The 20,746-nt window shown below is 65.3% G+C and carries 22 protein-coding genes and 1 pseudogene; 3 read left to right on the forward strand and 20 right to left on the reverse strand.

Annotated features, from left to right (window positions below; translation table 11 throughout):
* A partial coding sequence (locus KMAL_RS09310) for a methionyl-tRNA formyltransferase (protein WP_408887911.1) occupies window positions 1-399 on the forward strand: 399 nt, incomplete at its 5' end.
* Complete coding sequence (gene truA, locus KMAL_RS09315) at window positions 396-1,247, forward strand: tRNA pseudouridine(38-40) synthase TruA (protein WP_239020050.1); 852 nt, start codon at window positions 396-398, stop codon at window positions 1,245-1,247. The genes KMAL_RS09310 and truA, both read left to right, overlap by 4 nt.
* 23 nt (window positions 1,248-1,270) lie before the next feature.
* Here truA and KMAL_RS09320 read toward each other — a convergent pair whose 3' ends face one another.
* The 9 genes and pseudogenes from KMAL_RS09320 to rpmH form a co-directional block, all read right to left on the reverse strand.
* The gene (locus tag KMAL_RS09320; protein WP_110095475.1) at window positions 1,271-1,897 is read right to left on the reverse strand and encodes a hypothetical protein; all 627 of its coding nucleotides are present in this window, start codon (window positions 1,895-1,897) and stop codon (window positions 1,271-1,273) included.
* A gap of 14 nt (window positions 1,898-1,911) precedes the next feature.
* Window positions 1,912-3,111, reverse strand: a complete 1,200-nt coding sequence (gene dapE, locus KMAL_RS09325; protein WP_110095440.1) for a succinyl-diaminopimelate desuccinylase — start codon at window positions 3,109-3,111, stop codon at window positions 1,912-1,914.
* Between the two features lie 14 nt (window positions 3,112-3,125).
* Window positions 3,126-3,974 carry a 2,3,4,5-tetrahydropyridine-2,6-dicarboxylate N-succinyltransferase gene (dapD, locus tag KMAL_RS09330; RefSeq protein ID WP_110095441.1) on the reverse strand — a complete coding sequence of 283 codons (849 nt, stop codon included), beginning with the start codon at window positions 3,972-3,974 and terminating at the stop codon, window positions 3,126-3,128.
* Between the two features lie 148 nt (window positions 3,975-4,122).
* Window positions 4,123-5,028 carry an acetylglutamate kinase gene (gene argB, locus KMAL_RS09335; RefSeq protein WP_003618094.1) on the reverse strand — a complete coding sequence of 302 codons (906 nt, stop codon included), beginning with the start codon at window positions 5,026-5,028 and terminating at the stop codon, window positions 4,123-4,125.
* Between the two features lie 61 nt (window positions 5,029-5,089).
* The gene (yihA, locus tag KMAL_RS09340) at window positions 5,090-5,767 is read right to left on the reverse strand and encodes a ribosome biogenesis GTP-binding protein YihA/YsxC (protein ID WP_110095442.1); all 678 of its coding nucleotides are present in this window, start codon (window positions 5,765-5,767) and stop codon (window positions 5,090-5,092) included.
* 445 nt (window positions 5,768-6,212) lie between these two features.
* Window positions 6,213-7,967: pseudogene (yidC, locus tag KMAL_RS09345) on the reverse strand (membrane protein insertase YidC); the annotation flags it as partial.
* 21 nt (window positions 7,968-7,988) lie between these two features.
* Entirely contained in the window at window positions 7,989-8,234 is a 246-nt protein-coding gene (gene yidD, locus KMAL_RS09350) for a membrane protein insertion efficiency factor YidD (RefSeq protein WP_110095444.1), read from the reverse strand.
* A 47-nt stretch (window positions 8,235-8,281) separates the two neighbouring features.
* The gene (gene rnpA / locus KMAL_RS09355) at window positions 8,282-8,632 is read right to left on the reverse strand and encodes a ribonuclease P protein component (RefSeq protein WP_110095445.1); all 351 of its coding nucleotides are present in this window, start codon (window positions 8,630-8,632) and stop codon (window positions 8,282-8,284) included.
* Window positions 8,633-8,702: 70 nt separating this feature from the next.
* A complete protein-coding gene (gene rpmH, locus KMAL_RS09360) occupies window positions 8,703-8,837 on the reverse strand; it encodes a 50S ribosomal protein L34 (protein ID WP_003618086.1) in 135 nt (44 codons plus the stop codon).
* Between the two features lie 130 nt (window positions 8,838-8,967).
* Here rpmH and KMAL_RS09365 point away from each other — a divergent pair, with 130 nt between their 5' ends.
* Window positions 8,968-9,267 carry a hypothetical protein gene (locus KMAL_RS09365; RefSeq protein WP_239020051.1) on the forward strand — a complete coding sequence of 100 codons (300 nt, stop codon included), beginning with the start codon at window positions 8,968-8,970 and terminating at the stop codon, window positions 9,265-9,267.
* A 15-nt stretch (window positions 9,268-9,282) separates the two neighbouring features.
* Here KMAL_RS09365 and gloA read toward each other — a convergent pair whose 3' ends face one another.
* The 11 genes from gloA to uppS form a co-directional block, all read right to left on the reverse strand.
* Window positions 9,283-9,672 carry a lactoylglutathione lyase gene (gene gloA / locus KMAL_RS09370; RefSeq protein ID WP_110095446.1) on the reverse strand — a complete coding sequence of 130 codons (390 nt, stop codon included), beginning with the start codon at window positions 9,670-9,672 and terminating at the stop codon, window positions 9,283-9,285.
* A gap of 17 nt (window positions 9,673-9,689) precedes the next feature.
* Complete coding sequence (locus KMAL_RS09375) at window positions 9,690-10,586, reverse strand: LpxI family protein (protein WP_110095447.1); 897 nt, start codon at window positions 10,584-10,586, stop codon at window positions 9,690-9,692.
* On the reverse strand, window positions 10,576-11,517 hold the full coding sequence (lpxA, locus tag KMAL_RS09380; RefSeq protein ID WP_239020052.1) for an acyl-ACP--UDP-N-acetylglucosamine O-acyltransferase: 942 nt from the start codon (window positions 11,515-11,517) through the stop codon (window positions 10,576-10,578). The genes KMAL_RS09375 and lpxA overlap by 11 nt, the downstream gene beginning before the upstream one ends.
* Before the next feature lie 73 nt (window positions 11,518-11,590).
* On the reverse strand, window positions 11,591-12,076 hold the full coding sequence (fabZ, locus tag KMAL_RS09385) for a 3-hydroxyacyl-ACP dehydratase FabZ (RefSeq protein WP_110095478.1): 486 nt from the start codon (window positions 12,074-12,076) through the stop codon (window positions 11,591-11,593).
* Window positions 12,077-12,177: 101 nt separating this feature from the next.
* The gene (lpxD, locus tag KMAL_RS09390) at window positions 12,178-13,257 is read right to left on the reverse strand and encodes a UDP-3-O-(3-hydroxymyristoyl)glucosamine N-acyltransferase (RefSeq protein WP_110095448.1); all 1,080 of its coding nucleotides are present in this window, start codon (window positions 13,255-13,257) and stop codon (window positions 12,178-12,180) included.
* Window positions 13,258-13,273: 16 nt separating this feature from the next.
* Window positions 13,274-14,140 carry an OmpH family outer membrane protein gene (locus tag KMAL_RS09395; RefSeq protein WP_110095480.1) on the reverse strand — a complete coding sequence of 289 codons (867 nt, stop codon included), beginning with the start codon at window positions 14,138-14,140 and terminating at the stop codon, window positions 13,274-13,276.
* Between the two features lie 7 nt (window positions 14,141-14,147).
* Window positions 14,148-16,643: an outer membrane protein assembly factor BamA gene (gene bamA, locus KMAL_RS09400; protein ID WP_167400018.1), complete on the reverse strand. Its 2,496-nt coding sequence runs from the start codon at window positions 16,641-16,643 to the stop codon at window positions 14,148-14,150.
* A gap of 145 nt (window positions 16,644-16,788) precedes the next feature.
* Window positions 16,789-17,895, reverse strand: coding sequence for an RIP metalloprotease RseP (gene rseP / locus KMAL_RS09405; protein WP_110095449.1), 1,107 nt, complete (start codon window positions 17,893-17,895; stop codon window positions 16,789-16,791).
* A gap of 58 nt (window positions 17,896-17,953) precedes the next feature.
* The gene (dxr, locus tag KMAL_RS09410; RefSeq protein ID WP_110095450.1) at window positions 17,954-19,111 is read right to left on the reverse strand and encodes a 1-deoxy-D-xylulose-5-phosphate reductoisomerase; all 1,158 of its coding nucleotides are present in this window, start codon (window positions 19,109-19,111) and stop codon (window positions 17,954-17,956) included.
* Window positions 19,112-19,151: 40 nt separating this feature from the next.
* On the reverse strand, window positions 19,152-20,027 hold the full coding sequence (locus KMAL_RS09415) for a phosphatidate cytidylyltransferase (RefSeq protein ID WP_408887912.1): 876 nt from the start codon (window positions 20,025-20,027) through the stop codon (window positions 19,152-19,154).
* Window positions 20,011-20,745, reverse strand: a complete 735-nt coding sequence (uppS, locus tag KMAL_RS09420) for a polyprenyl diphosphate synthase (RefSeq protein ID WP_110095452.1) — start codon at window positions 20,743-20,745, stop codon at window positions 20,011-20,013. Before uppS ends, KMAL_RS09415 begins: the two co-directional genes overlap by 17 nt.
* Window position 20,746 lies beyond the last annotated feature (1 nt).

The following is a 20,746-nucleotide window of genomic DNA, read 5'->3' on the forward strand; positions in this document are numbered from 1 at the left end:
GTCCTGTCCCAGTGCTGGCACCCGTCCTCACGCGTCAGGCAGCAGGAGGAAGGCGTGACCTATGCCGCGCGCCTGACGCGTGAGGACGGGCGCCTGCACTGGGACAGGACGGCGGAACAGTTGGACCGGCAGGTGCGCGCCATGACGCCATGGCCCGGCACGTTTACCGAACTGGCGGCCCAGACGATCAAGATCGGGGCCGTCGTGCCGGAACACGTCACCACATCGGCGGCACCGGGCACGGTCATTGATGACCGGCTGCTGGTGGCCTGCGGGGACGGCACGACCCTGCGGATCACGCGCCTGCAACGGCCCGGACGCGGCATGATGGAGGCCGATGCCTTCCTGCGTGGGCAGGACATGCCCGTGGGCACCCGTTTCGACCCGTCCCGCGCATGAGCGACGAGACCACGCGCCCCGCATGGGGCGGCCTGCCTCCCGGATTTGTCCCCCCACGCGCCGAAGCCCCGGCCAACGTGCGCCGCTGGGCGGTGCGGATCGAATATGACGGCCGCGACTTTGTCGGCTGGCAGCGTCAGGCTTCGGGCCTGACCTCGGTCCAGAGCGTGCTGGAGGCCGCGGCCACGCGCCTGACCGGTGGCCGTCCCGTCAGCAGCATCACCGCCGGGCGCACCGATTCCGGCGTGCACGCGACCGGGCAGGTGGCGCACCTCGATTTCCCCGCCGATATCCCGCTGAGCAGTTCGGCGGTGCGTGACGCGCTGAATTACCACATGAAGCCGCACCGCGCGGCCATCCTGATCGCACGTCCCGTCCTGCCGGACTGGAGCGCGCGTTTTTCCGCCATCCGCCGCTCCTACCGCTATCGCATCCTCAACCGCAGCGCCCGGCCCACACTGGATGAAGGACGGGTATGGCATGTGCGCCAGCCGCTGGATGTGGACCTGATGCGCGAGGCCGCGCAGTCACTGCTGGGACGGCACGACTTCACCACCTTCCGCGCCTCCGCCTGTCAGGCGAAAAGCCCGGTCCGTACGCTCGACCGGCTGGAGATCCTGCGCGAGGGAGAGGAAATCGTCATCGTGACGGAGGCCCGCGCCTTCCTGCACCATCAGGTCCGCAACATGACCGGCACGCTCAAGATGGTGGGCGAAGGCAGTTGGTCGGTTGAACGGGTGGCGCAGGCGCTTGCCGCCCGCGACCGGCGCGCCGGTGGCCCCACGGCACCGGCGGAAGGGCTTTACCTGACCGGCGTGGGCTACCCCGAGGACCCGTTCGCGAAATAAAGGCAACGCCTGGAAACGGCACTTCAGTGATGGGGTGCGGATGAAGCCCCCGGAAGCGCCATGAAATCATGCCACGGCATGTAATGCGGCGGCAGCAGCGCGGTAATCCCGGCCAGCAGCGTCAGGCTGAGCAGCACGGCCCCGACCAGCAGCATCGCACGCCCGCCACCCAGCGCCAGTCCGACACGCGCGATGAACCATGTCATCCACAGGCTGTAGGCGAACCCGACGCCATTGATGATCAGGCCACCATAAGTGGTCTCCAGCAGCGCCGGGGCCCCCAGCGCCATCAGAAGCGCCACCCCCAGCATGACAAAGGGCGACAGCCAGTCGGTCCACCACGCCGCGGCGATATAGCGGCACCACAATGCGGAACGGCCCCACCGTTGCGCCAGCGCATGGGTCACGATTGCAGGCAGCAGGATCATGCACAGCGAAAACAGCCAGCGCGTGGCGCTGGTGGCGTCGGGCGCATGCGCCATCGTCAGCAGGCCGCCCACCAGCCACAACGCAATACGCGGCGCCAGCGCCGTCAGGACCGCATCGGCCGTATTGCCGAAATATACCAGCCCCGTAAGCCGCCCGCGTCCAAGCAGCAGCATCCCGCGCAGGATATTGCCAAACCCGCCGGGCGCGGGCTGGGGCGTCATGCCGTCATCCGCCATCAGGCCATCAGCCTTTCCAGAAACATGTCATAAATCCGTGTCAGCTGCGTCAGGTCGGCAACCGGCACATGTTCATCCGCCTTGTGCATGCTGGCCCCCACAAGGCCGAATTCGGCCACCGGGCAGTAGCGGCTGATGAACCGGGCGTCGGACGTCCCGCCCCCGGTATCAAGGCGTGGCGCATGTCCGGTAACCTTTGCCACCGCATCGCGCAGGGCATCCACCCCGGCCGTCGGCTGCGTCAGGAACGATTCCCCGCTGATGCGGATCTGGACATCCGCCCCCGGCGCATGCCGCGCACAGACGGTGCGTATCCACCCGGAAAGGTCCGCCCCCGTATGCAGGTCATTGAACCGGATGTTCAGCCGCGCGCACGCCGTGGCGGGAATGACATTGGTCGCGCTATTGCCGACATCGATGCTGGTGACCTGCAGGCTGGACGGTTCGAACCATTCGCTACCGGTATCCAGCGGGACCGCAGTAAGTTCCTGCAGGAGCGCCAGCAGCCGGTGCACCGGGTTGTCCGCCCGGTGGGGATAGGCCACATGCCCCTGCACGCCCTTGACCGTGATCGTGGCATTCAGGCTGCCACGACGCCCGATCTTGATGACCTCGCCCATCTGCTGCGGGTTCGTCGGTTCCCCCACCAGGCAGAAATCGGGAACCTGTCCCTGCGCTTCCATCCATTCCAGGACGCGCACCGTGCCATTGGTCGCGGGGCCTTCCTCGTCCCCGGTAATCAGCAGGCTGATTGAACCGGGCACGCGGCCCCCATGCCGCGCGAGGTAGCAGCGCACGGCGGCGACAAAAGCGGCGATCCCGCCCTTCATGTCGCACGCCCCGCGCCCATACAGAAGCCCGTCATGGATCTGCGCGCCAAACGGGTCACTGCGCCATGCCGCATCCCCCACCGGCACGACATCGGTATGCCCGGCGAAACAGACATGCGGATGCCCCGTGCCAAGGCGGGCGAACAGGTTGGGGGTGCGCGCCCCCCCTTCCCCGAACACCAGCGGCGTGACCGCAAAGCCCATCTGCCGCAGCACGGCCGCAAGCACGTCAATCGCGCACCCGTCATCCGGCGTGACCGAAGGGCAGCGGATCAGGTCGCGGGCCAGCGTAAGCACACCCCCGGCATCCTCCTGCGCCACGGGGGCCTGTGCCCCGCGGGTTGCGTTGCCGGTGGGTGTCTCACTCATGACCGGTCCGCCCTTCAGCCGCGCAGCAGCTCGTTGATGGAGGTTTTCGACCGTGTGCGCTCATCCACCCGCTTGACGATCACCGCGCAGTCAAGCGCGGGCAGCGGCCTGCCCTCGGCCGAGGTCGGCTGGCGCGGCGGCAGGGTGCCGGGCACCACGACGGAATAGGCCGGGACGCGGCCCATGAACACCTCGCCCGTCGCACGGTCGACGATCTTGGTCGACGCGCCAAGGAACACGCCCATCGACAGCACGCTGCCACGTTCGACCACGACGCCTTCCGCCACTTCGGAGCGCGCGCCGATGAAGCAGCCATCCTCGATGATGACCGGGGCGGCCTGCAGCGGCTCCAGCACGCCGCCGATGCCCACGCCACCGCTGATATGGCAGTTCTTGCCAATCTGCGCGCAGCTGCCGATCGTGACCCACGTATCGACCATCGTGCCGCTGTCGACATAGGCCCCGGCATTGACGAAGCTGGGCATCAGGACGACGCCCGGCGCGATATGGGCCGAGCGGCGCACGACGGCGCCCGGCACGGCACGGAAGCCTGCCTGCGCGAATTCCGCCTCGTTCCAGCCCGCGAATTTCAGCGGCACCTTGTCAAAGGCAGGCGCGCCAGCCCCCCCGCCGGGCACAAGGCGATTGTCGTTGAGGCGGAAGGACAGCAGCACCGCCTTCTTCAGCCATTCATTGACAACCCAGCCGTCCGCGCCCGGCATCGCCACGCGCAGGCGACCGGTATCAAGTGCGGACAGCGCGGCCTCCACCGGCGCGCGATCCGCGTCGCCAGACGTGGGGGACAGCGTCTCACGCCGTTCCCACAGGGCCTCGATCTGGCTCTGGAGGGCTGTATCAGTCATGAATTCCAAATCCTGTTCCGGACAGCATCGCCACCCCCGTGCATCAGGGTGCGGCGACGGCATGAAATGGGGTGATCGCGGACCATGCGGGGGATGGCCGCCCCTGTCAACGCATTCCCCGTTTTGTGGGCACGAGGCGGCGGCCGCCTCATTCCCCGCGGATCAGCGTGCCCAGCCCTGCTTCGGTAAACAGTTCCAGCAGGCAGGCATGCGGCACGCGGCCATCAAGGATCACGGCGGCCTTCGCCCCGGCCTTCACGGCGGCAAGGCAGGTTTCGACCTTGGGGATCATCCCGCCCGAGATCATGCCGCTTGCGATGCCACGACGGGCATCCTCCGCCGTCAGTTCGGGGATGAGGTTGCCATTTTCATCCAGCACGCCCGGCACGTCCGTCAGCATCAGCAGGCGGCTGGCATTGACCGCGCCCGCGATGGCGCCCGCCGCCGTGTCGGCATTGATGTTGTAGGTCTCCCCGTTCTCGCCACTTCCAACAGGGGCGATGACGGGGATCAGGCCCGATCCCGACAGGGCATAGATGACGCGCGGGTCGATGCGCGTGGGTTCCCCCACGAACCCGAGGTCGAGCAGGCGGTCCGTCTCCACCCCGTTTTCACGGGCGCGGCGTTCAAGCCTGCGCGCGGAAATCAGGCCGCCATCCATGCCCGAAATCCCCACCGCCAGCGCGCCGGCACGGTTGATCAGGCCCGCGACCTGCTTGTTCACCTTGCCCGCGAGCACCATCTCGATCACGTCGATCATCGCCGCATCGGTCACGCGCAGGCCGTCGATGAAGGTCGATTCGATCTGCAGCCTCTTGAGCATCGCGCTGATCTGCGGGCCGCCGCCATGGACGATGACGGGATTGATCCCCACCTGCTTGAGCAGGGCGACATCATGACCGAACGCATCCGACAGCGAGGTATCGACCATCGCGCTGCCGCCATATTTCACGACAAGCGTATCCCCGGCATAGCGTCGCAGGTACGGCAACGCCCGCGCCAGAACATCTGCCCGTTCGCGGGCATCCTGACTGCCCGGTCCTGTTAACGTCATCCGATCGTGCCTCAATCCATCAAACACTGTGCGGCCATGACCCTTATCACAGCCGGACCCTTCATGCCCGTGCGGGGGGCGGATATGCAAGCCGCGCAAGTTCCGCGCGCAGTTCAACAATCCCTTCGCCGTTCGTGCTGCTCGTCGCAAGGACGATGGGATAGGCGGCTGCATGGGCTGCCGCGATCTCGCGCGCCTCACGCAGTTTCGCCGCCAGCACGGGGGGCTTGGGGACATCGCATTTCGTCAGCACGATCTGGAACGTGACCGCCGCGCGATCGAGCAGCTTCATGATCTGGCGGTCGTTTTCCTTGATCTCCACCCGCGAATCCAGCAGCAGCACCACGCGCTTGAGGGTCGGGCGCCCACGCAGGAACGAGAACATCATCCCCTGCCAGTCTTCCTTGACCGCCTTGGCCGCCTTGGCAAAGCCATAGCCCGGCATGTCCACCAGCGTCAGGCGCCCTGCAAGCTCAAAGAAATTGAGCTGCTTCGTGCGTCCCGGCTCGGACGAGGCACGCGCCAGCGTCCGCCGCCCCGTCAGGGCGTTGACCAGGCTGGACTTCCCCACGTTGGAACGTCCGGCGAACGCGACCTCCGGCAGCAGGGGGTCGGGCAACTGGCCGAGTTTCTGCGCGCCGAAGACGAACTGGCACTCACCCGCGAACAGCAGGCGTCCCGCCTCGCGGTCGCGCTCGATTTCCTCTGGCGTCGGGGCCTGGGGCGTAAAATCAACCATTGCCGCCTGTCTTGTCCCCATCCTTGCCATTCCCGTCAGCCTTGTCGCCGCCCGGCGAAGGATTGCGCCGGGCAGCCTTCTGCCGGTTCCTGGCCTGCCTGTTGTTGTGCTTTTTCTTCTTGCGCGAGGCGGTATGGACCGCAGGCGCCGCGCCCGCATCCTTATCGGTCGTGGCGGCCGCATCCCCTGCCGCGTCTGGCTTGCTCACGAGGTCGGTCGCGGTGGTCGCGGCGGCCTTGCCTGCATCGGCCCCATCCGCATCAGTCCCCTGCGCATCGGCCTTGTCCGGCTGCGGCACTTCCCGGATGACGGTGCCCTCGATCTGCTTGCCGACCGGCTTGCCCGTGCCACCTGCCCTGTTGCCACCGGCCTTGCTGGCGGCCGCTTCCTGAACCGCCTTTGCCTGGCGTTCGAGCGCGCCCTGCAGCATCTTCGCAAAGAAGCCCGGCTTCTTTTCCGGCTGCGGCTTTTTGAGCGCGGGGTTCCTGGCTTCGGCATCGACACGGCGCTGGATCAGGGCCTGCTGCGCCATCGTCAGCAGGTTGTTCCAGCAGTAATAGATCACCAGTCCCGACGGCTGCCGCGCCATGAAGAAGGTGAACAGGACCGGCATCATCTGGAACATCTTCTGCTGCGCCGGGTCGGCGGCGGGGGCAGGATTGATCTTCTGCTGCGCGAACATGGTCAGGCCAAAGGCGATCGGCCACAGCCCGAGCTGGAAGAAGGTCGAGATGTGCGTCGGATCCCACGGGATCAGCCCGAACAGGGTGAAGATGTTCGTCGGGTCAGCGGCCGACAGGTCATGGATCCAGCCGAAGAACGGCGCATGCCGCATCTCGATCGTGACGAACAGCACCTTGTACAGGCACCAGAAGACCGGGATCTGCAGCAGCATCGGCAGGCAGCCGCTGGCGGGATTGACCTTTTCTTCCTTGTACAGCGCGATCATGTGCTGGTTCAGCGCCATCTGGTCGTCTTTATAACGCTCCCGCAGGGCTTTGACCTTGGGCTGGAGCTGGCGCATCTTGCCCATGGAACGGAACTGCTTGGTCGCCAGCGGGAAGAACAGCCCCTTGACCACCAGCGTAAAGGCCATCAGCGCGAGGCCGAAATTCCCCAGAAGCGTATTCAGCCAGTCCAGCACGGTGAAGATGGGATGCGTCAGGAACGCGAACCAGCCGAAATCCACCGCCTTCCAGAAGGAGGGAATGTGCAGGCTGGCCTCGTACTTCTCCAGCAGCGGGACTTCCTTCGCACCGGCGAAGACATGGGTTTCGGTCACGCCGTCCCCGCCGGGTGCGACCACTTCGGGCGTGCGGGCGGTAAAGCCGACCTGATAGACCCCCTCATGCCCGGCTTCGGGCGCATAGCCATAGCTGCCGGTCACCAGCGAATCCTGCTGCGGGATCACGGCGGTCAGCCAGTATTTGTCGGTAATGCCGCCCCATCCGCCCGTGCCGGGCTTGTTCCACGACATGTTGCCCGGCGGCACCGCGCCATTGCGCACGGTCTTGTAGGAGCTTTCGTCCAGACGGCCGTCGATGACGGAAATCGGCCCCTCATGCACCAGGTAGCCCCCCGTCTCCACGGGGGTATAGCCACGATCGACGCGCGAATAAGGGTAGAGCGACACCGCTTCCGCCCCGTGGTTGTGCACCTTCTGGGTGACGGAGAACATGTAGTTCTGGTCGATCGCAACGTCGAGTTCGAAAACCTGCCCCTGCCCGTTATCCCATGTCAGGACGACGGGCTGGTCCTGCGTCAGGGTGGACTGGTCCGCGCTCCAGACCGTGTTGGCGTCGGGCACGCGCACCTGCCCGCCCGCGATGTTGAGCCAGCCGACCTCCACCAGGTTCGACTGCGGGTCCTGCCGCGGGTCGAGGATACGGACCAGCGCGCTGCCGGGCTTGACCGTCTCGTGATAGTCCTTGAGCACGAGGTCATCGAGGCGCGCGCCACGCAGGTCGATCGACCCGCTGACACGCCCGGTATCAATCGCAAGGCGGGGGTCGTCCTTTGCATCCGTCACGGCAGGACCGTCGCCCGTGGGGGCGGACGATGCCGTGGCAGGCGCATCCTGTTCGGTGCTGGCCGCCGGCGGCGTGACCGCCTTGTGATCCGGATGCGGCATCAGATACTGGAAACCGACCAGAACCACGGCAGACATCACCGTCGCCACCATTAAACGCTTGATATCCATCAGCGACCAGCCAGACTCTCGTTATTCAGGTTTATGGATGCGGCAGCAGGAGCGACCATCATGGTGCGTGGTGGGCACCGGGTCATATCCCCCCGCATTCCAGGGATTGCAGCGCATGATGCGCCACAACGACATCAGACCGCCACGCCACGCACCGTGGCATGCCAGGGCATCGCGGGCATAATGGCTGCATGACGGGGTAAAGCGGCAGTTGGCGCCGATCACGGGCCGGACCAGCAACTGGTAGGCACGGATCATTCCGCGCATCGCCGCGACAACAGGGCCCCGTGAAACCGGACCGGGGGAAGGAATGTTCACGCGTCCCCCACGACCCCGGCTTTTTTCAACGCCTTGCGATAGTCAGCCAGCAACGCGGCAAATTTACGATCGATTGTGGCGCTACGGCCAATCACGACAAGATCAACGCCACTGAGGGGCAGTTCCCGCCCGACCTGGCGGACCACCTCGCGCAGGCGCCTGCGTACACGATTGCGGACCACGGAATTCCCGACCTTCTTCGTCACGGTAAAACCATGACGCGCCGAATCGTCGTCATCACGACGCAACGCCTGCACGACCATGCCGGATACCGGGGCCTTGCGGCCTTTTGCCGCGACCTTCAGGAATTCAGCACGTTTCTTGAGACGTATCGACCGGTCGGCCACGTTCAGCAGCCCCTGTTAATGCAGAGTGTCATTCCGGGACAGGCTGTCCCGGAACGTAAGACCAGGGCAATTAAGCGGAAAGACGCTTGCGGCCCTTGGTGCGACGGTTCGCAATCACCTTGCGGCCACCGACGGTTTCCATGCGGGAACGAAAGCCGTGACGGCGCTTGCGGACCAGCTTCGAGGGTTGATACGTGCGCTTCACGACGGCACTCCCAGATTGACTGTAACAGGTTACGGATGAATATCGGGGGTGCAGGCGATTTCCCTGCACATCCCCAAGGCGGGCCTTATACTGCCCGTTATTCCCAGCGTCAATGCGCAACGCACGTTACATGACCGCGCGTCGCACCGGAACGCCACACACCGACACGGACATGCCCATGCCCCCGACGCCACAGACCAAGGACCAGACCACACCGGACACCGCAGACGTGGCGGGAATACGCGCCCACCTGCATGACATCCGGGGCCTCCTGTCACCTGCCATGATGCAGGCGGACATCCTGTCCGCGCACCCTGACGCCAGGGTGCGCGCGGGCGCGGAGGCCATCATAAAGGCCATAGAGGCCACGGTCGGCAGGATGGACCAGATCCGGCGCACCTGCCTGCCCGCGCGCCGGAAGGACGAATGACGAATGACGAAAGGGCTAGCGACGCTCGATCAGTTCGACCTTGTAGCCATCGGGGTCCTCGACAAAGGCAATGACGGTGGTGCCGAATTTCACCGGCCCCGCCTCCCGCGTGACCTTGCCGCCGCCGGCACGAACCCGCTCCACCATGGCCGCGACGTCCTCCACCCCCACGGCAAAGTGGCCGAATCCGGTGCCGACGTCATATCCGTCGTCCTTGCCCCAGTTATAGGTCAGCTCGATTTCCGCCTGTCCCGCCGCATTGTCGCCGTAGCCGATGAAGACCAGCGTGTATCTGCCCTCCGGCACCTCGCGCCGCCGCAGTTCACGCATGCCCAGCAGGCCATAGAAAGCGATGCTGGCCTCCAGGTTACGGACGCGGACCATTGTGTGCAGGTAACTGCCCATGACGTTTTCACTCCTGTCTACAAAAGGGATTCTACTGTCCCGTCTGTCGTGATCCCGACGAGGAAAAGCCCGGCCGCATCGGCCCGCGCCACACATTCACGCGGGTCCGTCAGCAGCGTCGCCCCCGCCTCGAACGCGATGCCGCGCAACCCGGCACGCGCCGCGCGGCGCACCGTTTCGGGGCCGATGGTCGGCAGGTCGGCTCGCCGTTCCTGCCCCGGCTTGACCATCTTGACCAGCACCCCGCCGGGGCGGCCATCCTGACGGTATCGCCCGGCACGTTCAAGCATCTCGTCCGTGCCCTCGATCGCCTCGACCGCAAGGACAAGCCCGTCCTGCACCACGCAGCCCTGCCCGATATCAAGCCCCCCCATCGCCACCACCACGTTGCGCCCGCGCGTGATGTCCGACACGGCGATGGAATCGGGACGCACCGCCCCCATCACGCCCCGCCGCCCGACAGAAGCATGGAGGTAATCATGCGCGCCCCGGACGACGAATCCCTCCTCCCCCAGCACCCGGACAATCGCGCCGAGCAGGCCGTCATCACCGGAAAACAGGGCACGGCCGATCCGCGCCAGAATCCGCGCACCCGCCGCATCGGGACGCAGGGTCGCAAAGGAAGGGCGCCGCACCGGCCCGATCAGGACCAGTTCGCGGCAGTTATGCTGGCGCAGGGTGGAAAGGATTTCGCCCGCCGCGGCAAGCCGGATGAAACGGTGCGGCCACGGGGCAATGACATCGGGTTCGGCAAACCCCTCGAACCCGATGATGAAGACACTGCCGCCCGCGGCAACCACCGACTGCGCCACCTGCGCGGGCAGCGGACCGCCCCCGGCAAGGATCCCGACACAACCGGGCGCGGATATTCCAGACGAAGGCGACACCTGATCCCCCAACGGGTCAGGCGCCATCGGTCTCGATCATTTCGGCGGGGCTTCTCTGGACCCGTACCAGGCCGCGATGGCTGGGGGCTGCGATGAAATCAAGGATTTCGGACACACGGGCATCGTCACCGTACTGCGCGCGCACCTGCTCCAGACGCTGCTGGAAAACGGCCCCGCTGGCATGCGCGGCCTTGGGATAGAGCGCACGGAAGGCAAGGCGCATGCGCCGGATGTCATCGGGGGCGACACCATTGCGCCGCAGCCAGATCCAGTGCAACCCCACAAGCCGCGCCCGGTTGCCAAGCACGCTGCCATAGGGGATGACGTCCGCCTCCACCCCGCATACACCGCCGACAAGGGCCGCATGGCCGATGCGTACGAACTGGTGCAGGGCGGCCGAACCCATGATGCGGGCATTTTCGCCAATCACGACATGGCCACCCATCACCACGTTGTTGACGATGATGACACCGCGCCCCAGCGTGCAGTCGTGCGCCACATGCGAATTCGCCATGATCAGGCAGCCATCGCCAATCGTGGTCACGCCCACGCCCGTGGCGGTGCCGCGATGGATGGTGACATTTTCACGGATGATGGTGCCCGCGCCCACGATGCAGCGGGTCGGTTCGCCACGATATTTCAGGTCCTGCGGTTCCAGTCCCACCGTGGTGAAGGGATAGCACACGACATTCGCGCCGATATGCGTATGGCCATCAACCACGACATGGGAAATCAGCCGGACGCCATCCTCGATCACCACGTCGGGACCGACGGTGCACCACGGACCAATTGACACGCCGCGACCAATTCGGGCGCCAGGGGCAACGATGGATGAGGGATGGATTTCGGCAGGGCCCAGAGATCCCGCATCCCTTGTCGCGCCGGTAAATGCGCTGTGTGCCAGAACAGCCTCCATTTCGACGGCCTTCCGGCAGACAGCCACCGGAGAAAAAGCCATGATCCCGATACCGGCCCCCGGTCACGGTGCCTGCCGTTACGGGCCGGTCATTTGCAGTGTTGCAGGACGCGGCCTAGCCCATGATCATCGCACTGAACGTCGCCTCGGCCACCGAGACGCCATCCACGCGCGCGACCCCCTTGAATTTCCACACATTCGCGCGGCTGCGCTCTTTTTCGACGGAAATCCGCAGCTGGTCGCCAGGACCGACGGGGCGACGGAATTTCGCACCGTCGATGGTCATGAAATAGACCAGTTTCCCCTCGAACGCCTCACCCAGCGTCAGCACGACCAGCGTCGCCGCCGTCTGCGCCATCGCCTCGATGATCAGCACGCCGGGCATGACGGGCCGTGCGGGGAAATGTCCCTGGAAATGCGGTTCGTTCACCGACACGTTCTTGATGCCGACCGCAGACTGCCCCCGGACGATATCAACCATCCTGTCAATCAGCAGGAAGGGATAACGATGGGGGATCGCCTCCATGATGCGCATGATGTCGATTGCCTCGACACTCTGCGGCGCCTGCTCCGTCGGTAATGCCTCTACTTCTTTATCCACGTCGTCCAACCATCTATTCGGTACGGGGGACGCCTGCAATCTGACTGGACAGGCCGCCCCGTGCCGGTTGAATGTTCCTTGCCGCGCCTCGGCACCGTCGCCTAGCCGGCCTTGTCGCCGTCCCCGCCCTGCGCCGGTTTTTTCGCCAGACGACGCAGGAACGCCACGTTTCGGAAAAACTCCCTGAATGGCATCGCCGGGCTTCCGATGACATCGGCCCCGGCCTCGACATCGGACATGACGCCACACTGCGCGCCAATCCGTGCCTTCGTGCCGATCCTGATATGCCCGATCAGCCCGGCCTGCGCCGCGATCGTGACAAAATCACCCAGTTCCGTCGAACCGGAAATACCGGCCTGGGACACCACGATACAGCACCGCCCCAGACGCGCATTATGGCCGATCTGCACCAGATTGTCGAGGCGCGAACCCGCCCCGATCAGGGTGTCACGAATCGAGCCGCGGTCAATGGTGGAGTTGGCGCCGACCTCGACCCCATCCTCCAGGATCACGCGGCCAAGCTGCGGCACCGTCTCGAACCCGTCCGGGCCGGTGGCGAAGCCGAACCCTTCCTGCCCGATGCGCGCGCCCGGCAGCAGGGTCACGCGTTCGCCCAGCAGCGCATGCGACAGGCAGACATGGCTGCCGATGCGGCTGCGCGCGCCGATTTCCACGCCATCGCCAATCATGACATGCGTGTCGATGCATACGCCCGCGCCGATGCGCACCCGTTCGCCAATGACGCAGAACGCCCCGACCGCCGCCGACGGGTCGATCTGCGCGCCTTCGCCGATCACCGCCGTGGGATGGATCCCCGGTTTCACCGGTGGCGGGGGATAGAAACGTGACGCAACCCGCGCCCATGCCAGGTATGGCGTTTTTGACACCAGCGCCACGGCATGCGCGGGCACCTTGTCCACGAAGGCGGGCGCCACGATCACGGCCCCCGCTCCCGTCTCCTCCAGCAGGGGGAGGTAGCGCCGGTTGTCGAGGAAGCTGACCTGCGCCGGGCCTGCGGACTGCAACGGCGCTATGCCCGAAAACCGTGGCGCCCCGGCAAGGGCCGCATCAGACCCGCGAAGCTCCGCACCGGCACAGCGCGCAAGTTCGGCAGCGTCAAACGGGCCATCCGATACGAAGAACCGCGTATCGCCCGGCCCGCTTTCCTCCCGCACGTGCATGGATCCACCCAAGCCTTTAGTGCTTCGCCTTGGCCGCGGCAGGTGCCGCCGCCGGGGCGGGGGCACCGCCCTGCTCCGCATCTGCGGTCGTCGGCATCGTGCCCGACTTCGCCAGCACCTCGGGGTCGACATTCGCCGCCGGGATGAAGACGCTCGGCAGGACCGAGTTCAGCTGCGTCGCCACCTGCTGCGTGATGTCGAGGCTGTCCTGGCTCAGCGCCACCTGCTCACGGTGCAGGACAAGGTTCATGCTGCGGCTGGCCGCGACCTGGCGGATGATCTGCACCAGTTCACGCTCGATCTGCCCCAGCGACACCTGCGCCGCTTCCTGGATGATGCGGTTACGGTTGCGGAAGTTCTTCTGCGCCGCGATCACGCGCTCCTGCAGCTTGCGCTCGCTGGCCTGGATCTGGTCGGACGTCATGGTCCGGGCCTGTCCCTGCAGCTTCTGCTGCTCGTCACGCCAGGAGGCCTGCTCCTTCTGCGCATCACGCGCCAGTTCGTCACGACGCGCACCCAGCACACGTTCCGCCTGCTGTGCCGCGGTCGACAGGCGCATCACGTCAGGCACGCTGATGACGCCGATGATCGGGGCGGGCGGCGGCGCACCCTTGGGCAGGTCCGGGGAGTTGGGGATCTGCGGCAGCGGCAGGACCGGCGGCGTCTGGGACTGGGCCTCCTCGCTGTCGGCCGGGGGGGCCGGCAGCGGCACGGGCTGCGGCGCGGGCTGGGCCGCGTGGGATGCCGCATGCTCCGGCTGCTGGGATGCCTTGGGGACGAACCACCCGGAATTGTTCTGCGCATGGGCAGCAGACCCGACCAGACTGCCACATCCCAGTGCGACAGCCGCGGCAAGTAGACGAACGCCGGAATTACGCAACATTATCACCTCAGAATTGTTGGCCGAAGCCAAAGCGGAGCAACTGTGTTCGGTCATGCTTCTGCTTGATGATCGGCACACCAAGATCGATGTTGATCAGACCAAACGGGCTTTTCCACGAAAAGCCCACGCCGGTACTGACGCGTGGCACCAGCGTATCGCCATATACCGGGGTATATTTGTAACCATCGCTGGGCGATGTGTAGCGTTCGCGCACGCGCAGGCCGTCAAGACCACCGGCATCGACAAAATAACGTCCCTTGATCCCCATGTCCGCGGCGAACGGCATGGGGAAATGGATCGTGGCGGAAGCGGTATACAGGAACCGCCCGCCAAGGAAGTCTTCCTGCGAATGCATCGGGTATTTCACGCCATCGATGGTGCGCGCCGGGATGCCCATCGTTCGCGGCCCCGCGCCACCGTCAAGGAAGCCGCGCAGCGTATTACCACCAAGGTAGAAGTTATCGATGATGTCGCTGCGCCCGCCGCCCCAGTTGGCGATGTCGCCCGCACCCGCGCGCAGGTCCACCGTCCAGTCATGGTTGCCCATCAGGCTGTCGAGCGGGATGTAGTAGGCGGCGTCGATCTTGCCACGGAAATAGCGTTCGTTGCCGCCGATGCCCGCAAAGTCACCGCCAATGCGGATGACATAGCCGCTGTGGGGCTGCATGCGCCGGTCGCGGGTGTCATAGGTCAGCGTGGTGCTCAACTGCGACAGCAGCGACCAGCCCGACTGGTCAAGCACGTACCACGAGGAATCCGACCATGTATCGCCGACATTTCGATCGGTGAGCGTATAGCTCCACGACTGCGACAGGTGGTTGTTGTACGAATACCCCATGCGCAGCGTCATGCCGTACCGGCCTTCGGAGTAGTTCTGGTACGTCATGTAGCGGTTCTGGATGCCGAAGATGTCGATACCGGCCACCAGGTTGCGATTGAGGAAATACGGGTCCGTGATCGAGATGTCGGCCTGGTCCTCGTAATAGGCCGCCGTGCCGGAGAAGCCGGCATCGATGCCGGTGCCCAGCAGGTTGTGCTGCTTCAGGCCCAGGTTGCCCAGCACGCCCGCGTCCGACGAATACCCGCCACCGAGCGAGAATTCGCCCGTCGGCTTTTCCACCACATCGGCGGAGATGTTGACCTTGTCCGGGGCGGAACCGGGCGTCTGGTCGATCGAGACCGTCTTGAAGAAGCCCAGATCCTCAAGCACCGCCTTGGAATACTTGCGGTCCATGGGGGTATACGGGTCGCCTTCGGACATCGGCAACTGGCGGCGGATGACCTTGTCCTGCGTGATCGTGTTGCCGTTGATGTCGATGCGCTCGACATACATGCGCGGGCCTTCGCTCACGTCGAACAGAAGGTTGACCGTGCGCTTTTCGGGATTGCGCGCGATTTCGGGATGCACCATCGCGAACGGATATCCCTTGGCCTGCAGGATCTCCTGCATGGATGTCGCGTTATGCTGGATGGCGCTGCCGTCATACCACTGGTTGTGGAAGAGGGAGATGTACTTGTGCAGGGACTCCGCACTGACATGCCGCAGCGAAGAGCGGATATCCATCTTGTTCAGACGGTACCGCGGCCCTTCCTCCATCGTATAGGTGATGTAGAACTCCTTGTGGTCAGGAGAGAGTTCACCCGTCGCGTTCTTGATCTGGAAATCGACAAAACCGTTCTTCAGGTAAAAACGGTGCAGCAGCTCGGCATCATACTTGATGCGTTCGGGATTATACTGGTCGCTCGAGGAAAAGAAGCGGTACCACGCCGTCTCCTTCGACGATACGACACCGGCAAGGCGCGTGCTGGAGAAGGTGCGGTTCCCCACGAACGTCACCTTGCGGATCAGGGTCTTCTGCGCCTCGTTGATGCGGAAGATCACATCGACGCGGTTATGGGCAAGGCGGATGACCTGCGGCGTGACGGTGGCGGCATAGCGTGCCTTTTCCGCATAGACGCCAAGGATCTTCTGCCGGTCGGAGGCGATCGTCTTGGTGGAGAACACCGCGCGCGGCCGCAGCGAGATGACCTTCGTAAGGTCCTCGTCCTTGGCGCTGTGGTTGCCTTCGAAAATGATGCGGTTGACGATCGGGTTCTCGACGACATGCACGATCAGCATGTTGCCCGAACGCTGCATGCTCACGTCCTTGAACAGGCCGGTGGCATAAAGCGTCTTGAGCGAACGGTCGAGCAGATCCTGGTCGAAGCGGTCACCGGGCTGGACCACCATGTAGGACAGGATGGTGTTCGTCTCGATACGGTCATTGCCCTTGATGTCCACCGCCTCGATCGGGTCGGCCAGTGGCGGCGGCTTGATGGCCTCGACCTGCGGCTGGTCAGGGGCCATCCCCGGCGTAGGGGCCATGCCGTCGGACGGTGGGGCGTCGGAAGGCGGCGCGCCCTCCGCTCCAGCGTCCTGCGCGTGGGCTCCTGCCGTCCAGAACAGCGGCACAACGCACACGGATGCAAGCAGCGCTGAACGTTTAGTCGACAAAATCGGCATTCCTCACCATTCGGTAGGCGGATTGGCCACACTGCCAGCCATGCGAAGAAATCGTCTCCGTGCTGTCATGCGTTATCCGCATGGGCGGACGTATCCGATATCGCCCCTCTCGTGCAAGCACTTGTCTCATGCCGCCATTCTTACGTTATCCGACATGCGATGCCAGCCATTGAAACAAGCCGAAATGCGAGAGGTCGTTAAATGTAGAAAATAAAAACAGACTTGCGATCAGCGCAAATCCCGCCTGGAAGCTCAACTGCTGCACCCGGCGCGACACGGGACGGCCCATGATCGCCTCGAAAATATAGAACATCAGCCGCCCCCCATCGAGAATCGGGATGGGGAACAGGTTGATCAGGCCAAGGTTGATCGACAGCAGCGCCATGAAGGACACGAGGCTTGACAGCCCGTACTGCGCCACCTGCCCCGACATCTGCGCGATGCGCAGCGGGCCGCCAAGGTCCTTCGTGCTGTGCTGCCCCGTCAGCATCTGCCACAGCCCCGCAAGGGTCTGCACGGAGACGGTCCACGTTTCCTTCACGGCGGAAACAAAGGCATGCGGCAGTGACTGCGGCGCGCCCATCTCGGCAAGGAAGGAGACGCCAAGCTGCCCGTGCGGGGGCTGCCCCTTCGCGTCGGCCACGCTGCCGACCGTCAGCGGGATCGTCACGTCCCTGTTGTCACGCCGCACCACCACGTCGATATGCGCGCCGGGTTCGGCCGCGATGCGCGCCTGCAGGTCCGCGACATCGGAAATGGGATGATCGCCCAGCTTGACGATGGCGTCATGGGGCACGATGCCGGCCGTCGCCGCGGCGCTGCCGGGCATTACGGTCGCCACGACATTGCGGATGTGCGGCTGCCCCGCAAAGGCGAACAGGCCGGTAAAGAGGATGATCGCCAGCAGGAAGTTGAAAACCGGCCCCGCGACGATGACGATGGCCCGCGACAGCACGGGCTTGTCGTGGAACGTACGCCCCTTCTGCCATGCCGCCATCTGTTCGGGGGTGGCGTCTTCCGGCCCCTCGAACCCGTGCGGCTTGACATAGCCGCCAAGCGGCACGGGGCACAGCCGCCATTCCGTGCCGACACTGTCGTGCCAGCGCAGCAGCGGCTTGCCAAACCCGATGGAAAAGACCTCCACATGCACCCCGCGCCAGCGCGCGGCGAGGTAGTGGCCAAGTTCGTGGATGAAAACCAGCACTCCCAGGACCAGGGCGAATGCAAGGATGGTCCGCAGCAGATCATGCATGATGATTATGAGTTCCCCTGATGATCACGCGCGGCCATGCCCCCTTGTTCCTGTCGTCTTATGCAGCCCGCGCCGTGATCGTGGCCCGGGCGAGGCGTCGCGCCTCCTCATCCCAGCGCAGGACCTGCTCCAGCGTGTCCGCTTTCTGGTTTCCAAGTGATTGCATCACATCCTCGACAACCCGCGCAATATCCCGGAAGCCGATTTTACGATTAAGGAAGGCCTCCACGGCAATTTCATTGGCGCCCGACAGGATCGCGGAGGCAGCGCCCCCCGCCCGCAGCGATTCCCGCGCAAGGCGCAGCGCGGGGAAACGCTCCTCATCGGGTTCCTCGAAATCCAGCCGTGACATGGCGGCAAGGTCAAGGCGCGGGGAATTCGTCGCCATGCGCTTCGGCCACGCCAGCGTGTGCGCGATGGGAATGCGCATGTCGGCGGAGCCAAGCTGCGCGATGATGCTGCCATCGGTGTACTGGACCATGCTGTGGACCACCGACTGCGGGTGGACGATGACGCCGATCCTGTCCTCCGTCATGTCGAACAGGCGCGCCGCCTCGATCAGTTCCAGGCCCTTGTTGAACATCGTCGCAGAATCGATGGTGATCTTGGCCCCCATGCTCCATGTCGGGTGCTTCAGCGCGGCTTCGAGCGGGGCCTTCTCCATCTCCTCGATGCTGGCGCGGCGGAACGGGCCGCCCGATGCCGTCAGCACGATCTTCTCCACCTGGTCCACCTGCCGGTCGGCCATGGACTGGAAAATGGCGTTATGTTCCGAATCGACCGGCAGCAGCGTCGCCCCCGCCTGGTGCACCTCGCGCAGCATGACGTCGCCGGCGCAGACCAGCGCTTCCTTGTTCGCCAGCGCCACACACCCGCCATTGCGCACCGCCGCCAGCGTGGGTTCCAGCCCGATGGCCCCGGTGATCGCAGCCATGGTCCAGTCCACCGGCACGCCCGCCGCGCGGATCACCGCCTCACGCCCGCCGGACACCCGCGTGGATGTCCCGGCCAGCAGGGTCTCAAGCTCCCCCACCAGGGTTTCATCGGCGATGACGGCGTATTCGGCATCCAGCGCCCGGGCCTGTTCGGCCAACTTCGTGACATTGCGCCCCCCGACAAGGGCCACGACGCGGAACCGCTCCGGCGCCTGCAACAGCAGATCCACAGTGGAGCAGCCGATGCTGCCGGTACTGCCCAGAACGGAAACTGTCTTCATCCTACCGATTTCCCCAATCTTCTTTTCATTGCGACCGCGCTCAGCGCAGGCCGACATACCAGAAAGCAGCGCCCGCCGCTGCCCCCAGCGAAATCAATGCAGCCAGCGGTGCCGCCACCAGCAATCCATCAAACCGATCCAGAAGGCCGCCGTGCCCCGGGATGATCGTCCCGGAATCCTTGACGCCGCGCGCACGCTTGAGCGCGCTTTCCGCAAGGTCGCCCACCTGCGCCGCGATCGCCATGACACCGCCCATCATCGCACCGCGCACCGCGGCCCCCGCCATCGCATCGGGCAGCAGGGTCGCGATCGTCGCGCCCCCCGCAATCGCGGCCAGCAGGCCGCCCACCGATCCCGACCATGTCTTGGCCGGAGAGATACGCGGCGCGAGCTTCGGGCCGCCAACGGCCCGGCCCGTAAGGTAGGCCCCCGTATCGCTCAGCGCGACACACGCCACGACGAACAGGACGACACCCGCGCCCGGATGCGTCATGAACCGCAGCCACAAAAGCGATACCCCCGCGCAGCCGATCGCCACCTGCCCGCCCCACAGGGCCGGGCCAAAGACGAATCCCGCGCCCATGACAAGGAACGCGCCGCCCCACTGCCCGCCGAGCGCCGCAGCGGCACAGGCCAGCGGCCATATGAGGTAGAGCACGCCGCGCCAACTGCGCGCGGACAGCGAAAACATCCGCCCCCATTCGGACGCCATGCCGACCATCGCCAGCACGATCATCACGGCATAGGCGACGCCGCCCGCCCACACGCACAGGGCGGCAAGCGGCACGATCACCAGCGCGGACAGGACGCGCGCGCGCAGGTCCTTCCACCCGCGCCCCGACCCGCCACCCGGCGGCCGGGGGGCCGAAGGAAACGCAATGACGGTAGGGGGAGTGGTATCAGACCGGTCTTGCACCGAAGCGCCTTTCGCGCCGGGAATAGATCTGAAGCACGGCATCGAAATGCCCGGCATCAAAATCAGGCCACAGCGTCTCTATGAATATCAGTTCGGCATAGGCCGACTGCCATAACAGGAAATTGGACAGGCGGCTTTCGCCACTCGTGCGCACCACGATGTCGGGATCGGGCATGTCCGCCGTCATCAGGAAGCCGCCGAACGTATCCTCGTCCACCTGCGAGGCCGCCAGCGTGCCCGCGTCAATGGCCTTCGCCATGCGCAGCGCCGCCTGCACGATGTCGGCACGCCCGCCATAGGACAGGGCAAGCACCACCGTCAGCACCGTGTTGGAAGCGGTCTCCATCTCCGCACGGCGGGCTTCGGCGCGCACGTCGGGGGCAAAGCGCGACAGGTCGCCGATGATGCGGATACGCACCCCCTTCGCCGCAAGCTCCGCCACCTTGTAGCGCAGGTAGTAGCGCAGGAGGCTGGTCAGGTCGGCCACCTCCTGCGGGGTGCGCCGCCAGTTTTCGGAGGAAAATGCGTAAAGCGTCAGCCACTTCACCCCGGCGGCCACAGCCGCACGGATGCAGCGCTGCACCGCCTCCGCCCCGGCGCGATGCCCGGCAAGCAGCGGCAGGCCGCGCGATGCCGCCCACCGCCCGTTGCCGTCCATGATGATCGCCACATGGACAGGCACGATCCCTGCACGCCGTCCCCCGGCAACTGGGTACATG

It is taken from the genome of Novacetimonas maltaceti (assembly GCF_002906255.1).
Lineage (GTDB): Bacteria > Pseudomonadota > Alphaproteobacteria > Acetobacterales > Acetobacteraceae > Novacetimonas > Novacetimonas maltaceti.

What these genes read in the sequence shown, in the direction of transcription:
- dxr (WP_110095450.1), bottom strand. Translation starts at nt 19,111, where the DNA reads ATGAAGACAGTTTCCGTTCTGGGCAGTACCGGCAGCATCGGCTGCTCC.
- bamA (WP_167400018.1), bottom strand. Translation starts at nt 16,643, where the DNA reads ATGCCGATTTTGTCGACTAAACGTTCAGCGCTGCTTGCATCCGTGTGC.
- lpxA (WP_239020052.1), bottom strand. Translation starts at nt 11,517, where the DNA reads ATGGCTTTTTCTCCGGTGGCTGTCTGCCGGAAGGCCGTCGAAATGGAG.
- dapE (WP_110095440.1), bottom strand. Translation starts at nt 3,111, where the DNA reads ATGAGTGAGACACCCACCGGCAACGCAACCCGCGGGGCACAGGCCCCC.
- lpxD (WP_110095448.1), bottom strand. Translation starts at nt 13,257, where the DNA reads ATGCACGTGCGGGAGGAAAGCGGGCCGGGCGATACGCGGTTCTTCGTA.
- argB (WP_003618094.1), bottom strand. Translation starts at nt 5,028, where the DNA reads ATGACGTTAACAGGACCGGGCAGTCAGGATGCCCGCGAACGGGCAGAT.
- KMAL_RS09395 (WP_110095480.1), bottom strand. Translation starts at nt 14,140, where the DNA reads ATGTTGCGTAATTCCGGCGTTCGTCTACTTGCCGCGGCTGTCGCACTG.
- gloA (WP_110095446.1), bottom strand. Translation starts at nt 9,672, where the DNA reads ATGGGCAGTTACCTGCACACAATGGTCCGCGTCCGTAACCTGGAGGCC.
- dapD (WP_110095441.1), bottom strand. Translation starts at nt 3,974, where the DNA reads ATGACTGATACAGCCCTCCAGAGCCAGATCGAGGCCCTGTGGGAACGG.
- yidD (WP_110095444.1), bottom strand. Translation starts at nt 8,234, where the DNA reads ATGCGCGGAATGATCCGTGCCTACCAGTTGCTGGTCCGGCCCGTGATC.
- KMAL_RS09365 (WP_239020051.1), top strand. Translation starts at nt 8,968, where the DNA reads ATGACCGCGCGTCGCACCGGAACGCCACACACCGACACGGACATGCCC.
- rseP (WP_110095449.1), bottom strand. Translation starts at nt 17,895, where the DNA reads ATGCATGATCTGCTGCGGACCATCCTTGCATTCGCCCTGGTCCTGGGA.
- KMAL_RS09320 (WP_110095475.1), bottom strand. Translation starts at nt 1,897, where the DNA reads ATGACGCCCCAGCCCGCGCCCGGCGGGTTTGGCAATATCCTGCGCGGG.
- truA (WP_239020050.1), top strand. Translation starts at nt 396, where the DNA reads ATGAGCGACGAGACCACGCGCCCCGCATGGGGCGGCCTGCCTCCCGGA.
- KMAL_RS09375 (WP_110095447.1), bottom strand. Translation starts at nt 10,586, where the DNA reads ATGGCGCCTGACCCGTTGGGGGATCAGGTGTCGCCTTCGTCTGGAATA.
- yihA (WP_110095442.1), bottom strand. Translation starts at nt 5,767, where the DNA reads ATGGTTGATTTTACGCCCCAGGCCCCGACGCCAGAGGAAATCGAGCGC.
- uppS (WP_110095452.1), bottom strand. Translation starts at nt 20,745, where the DNA reads ATGTACCCAGTTGCCGGGGGACGGCGTGCAGGGATCGTGCCTGTCCAT.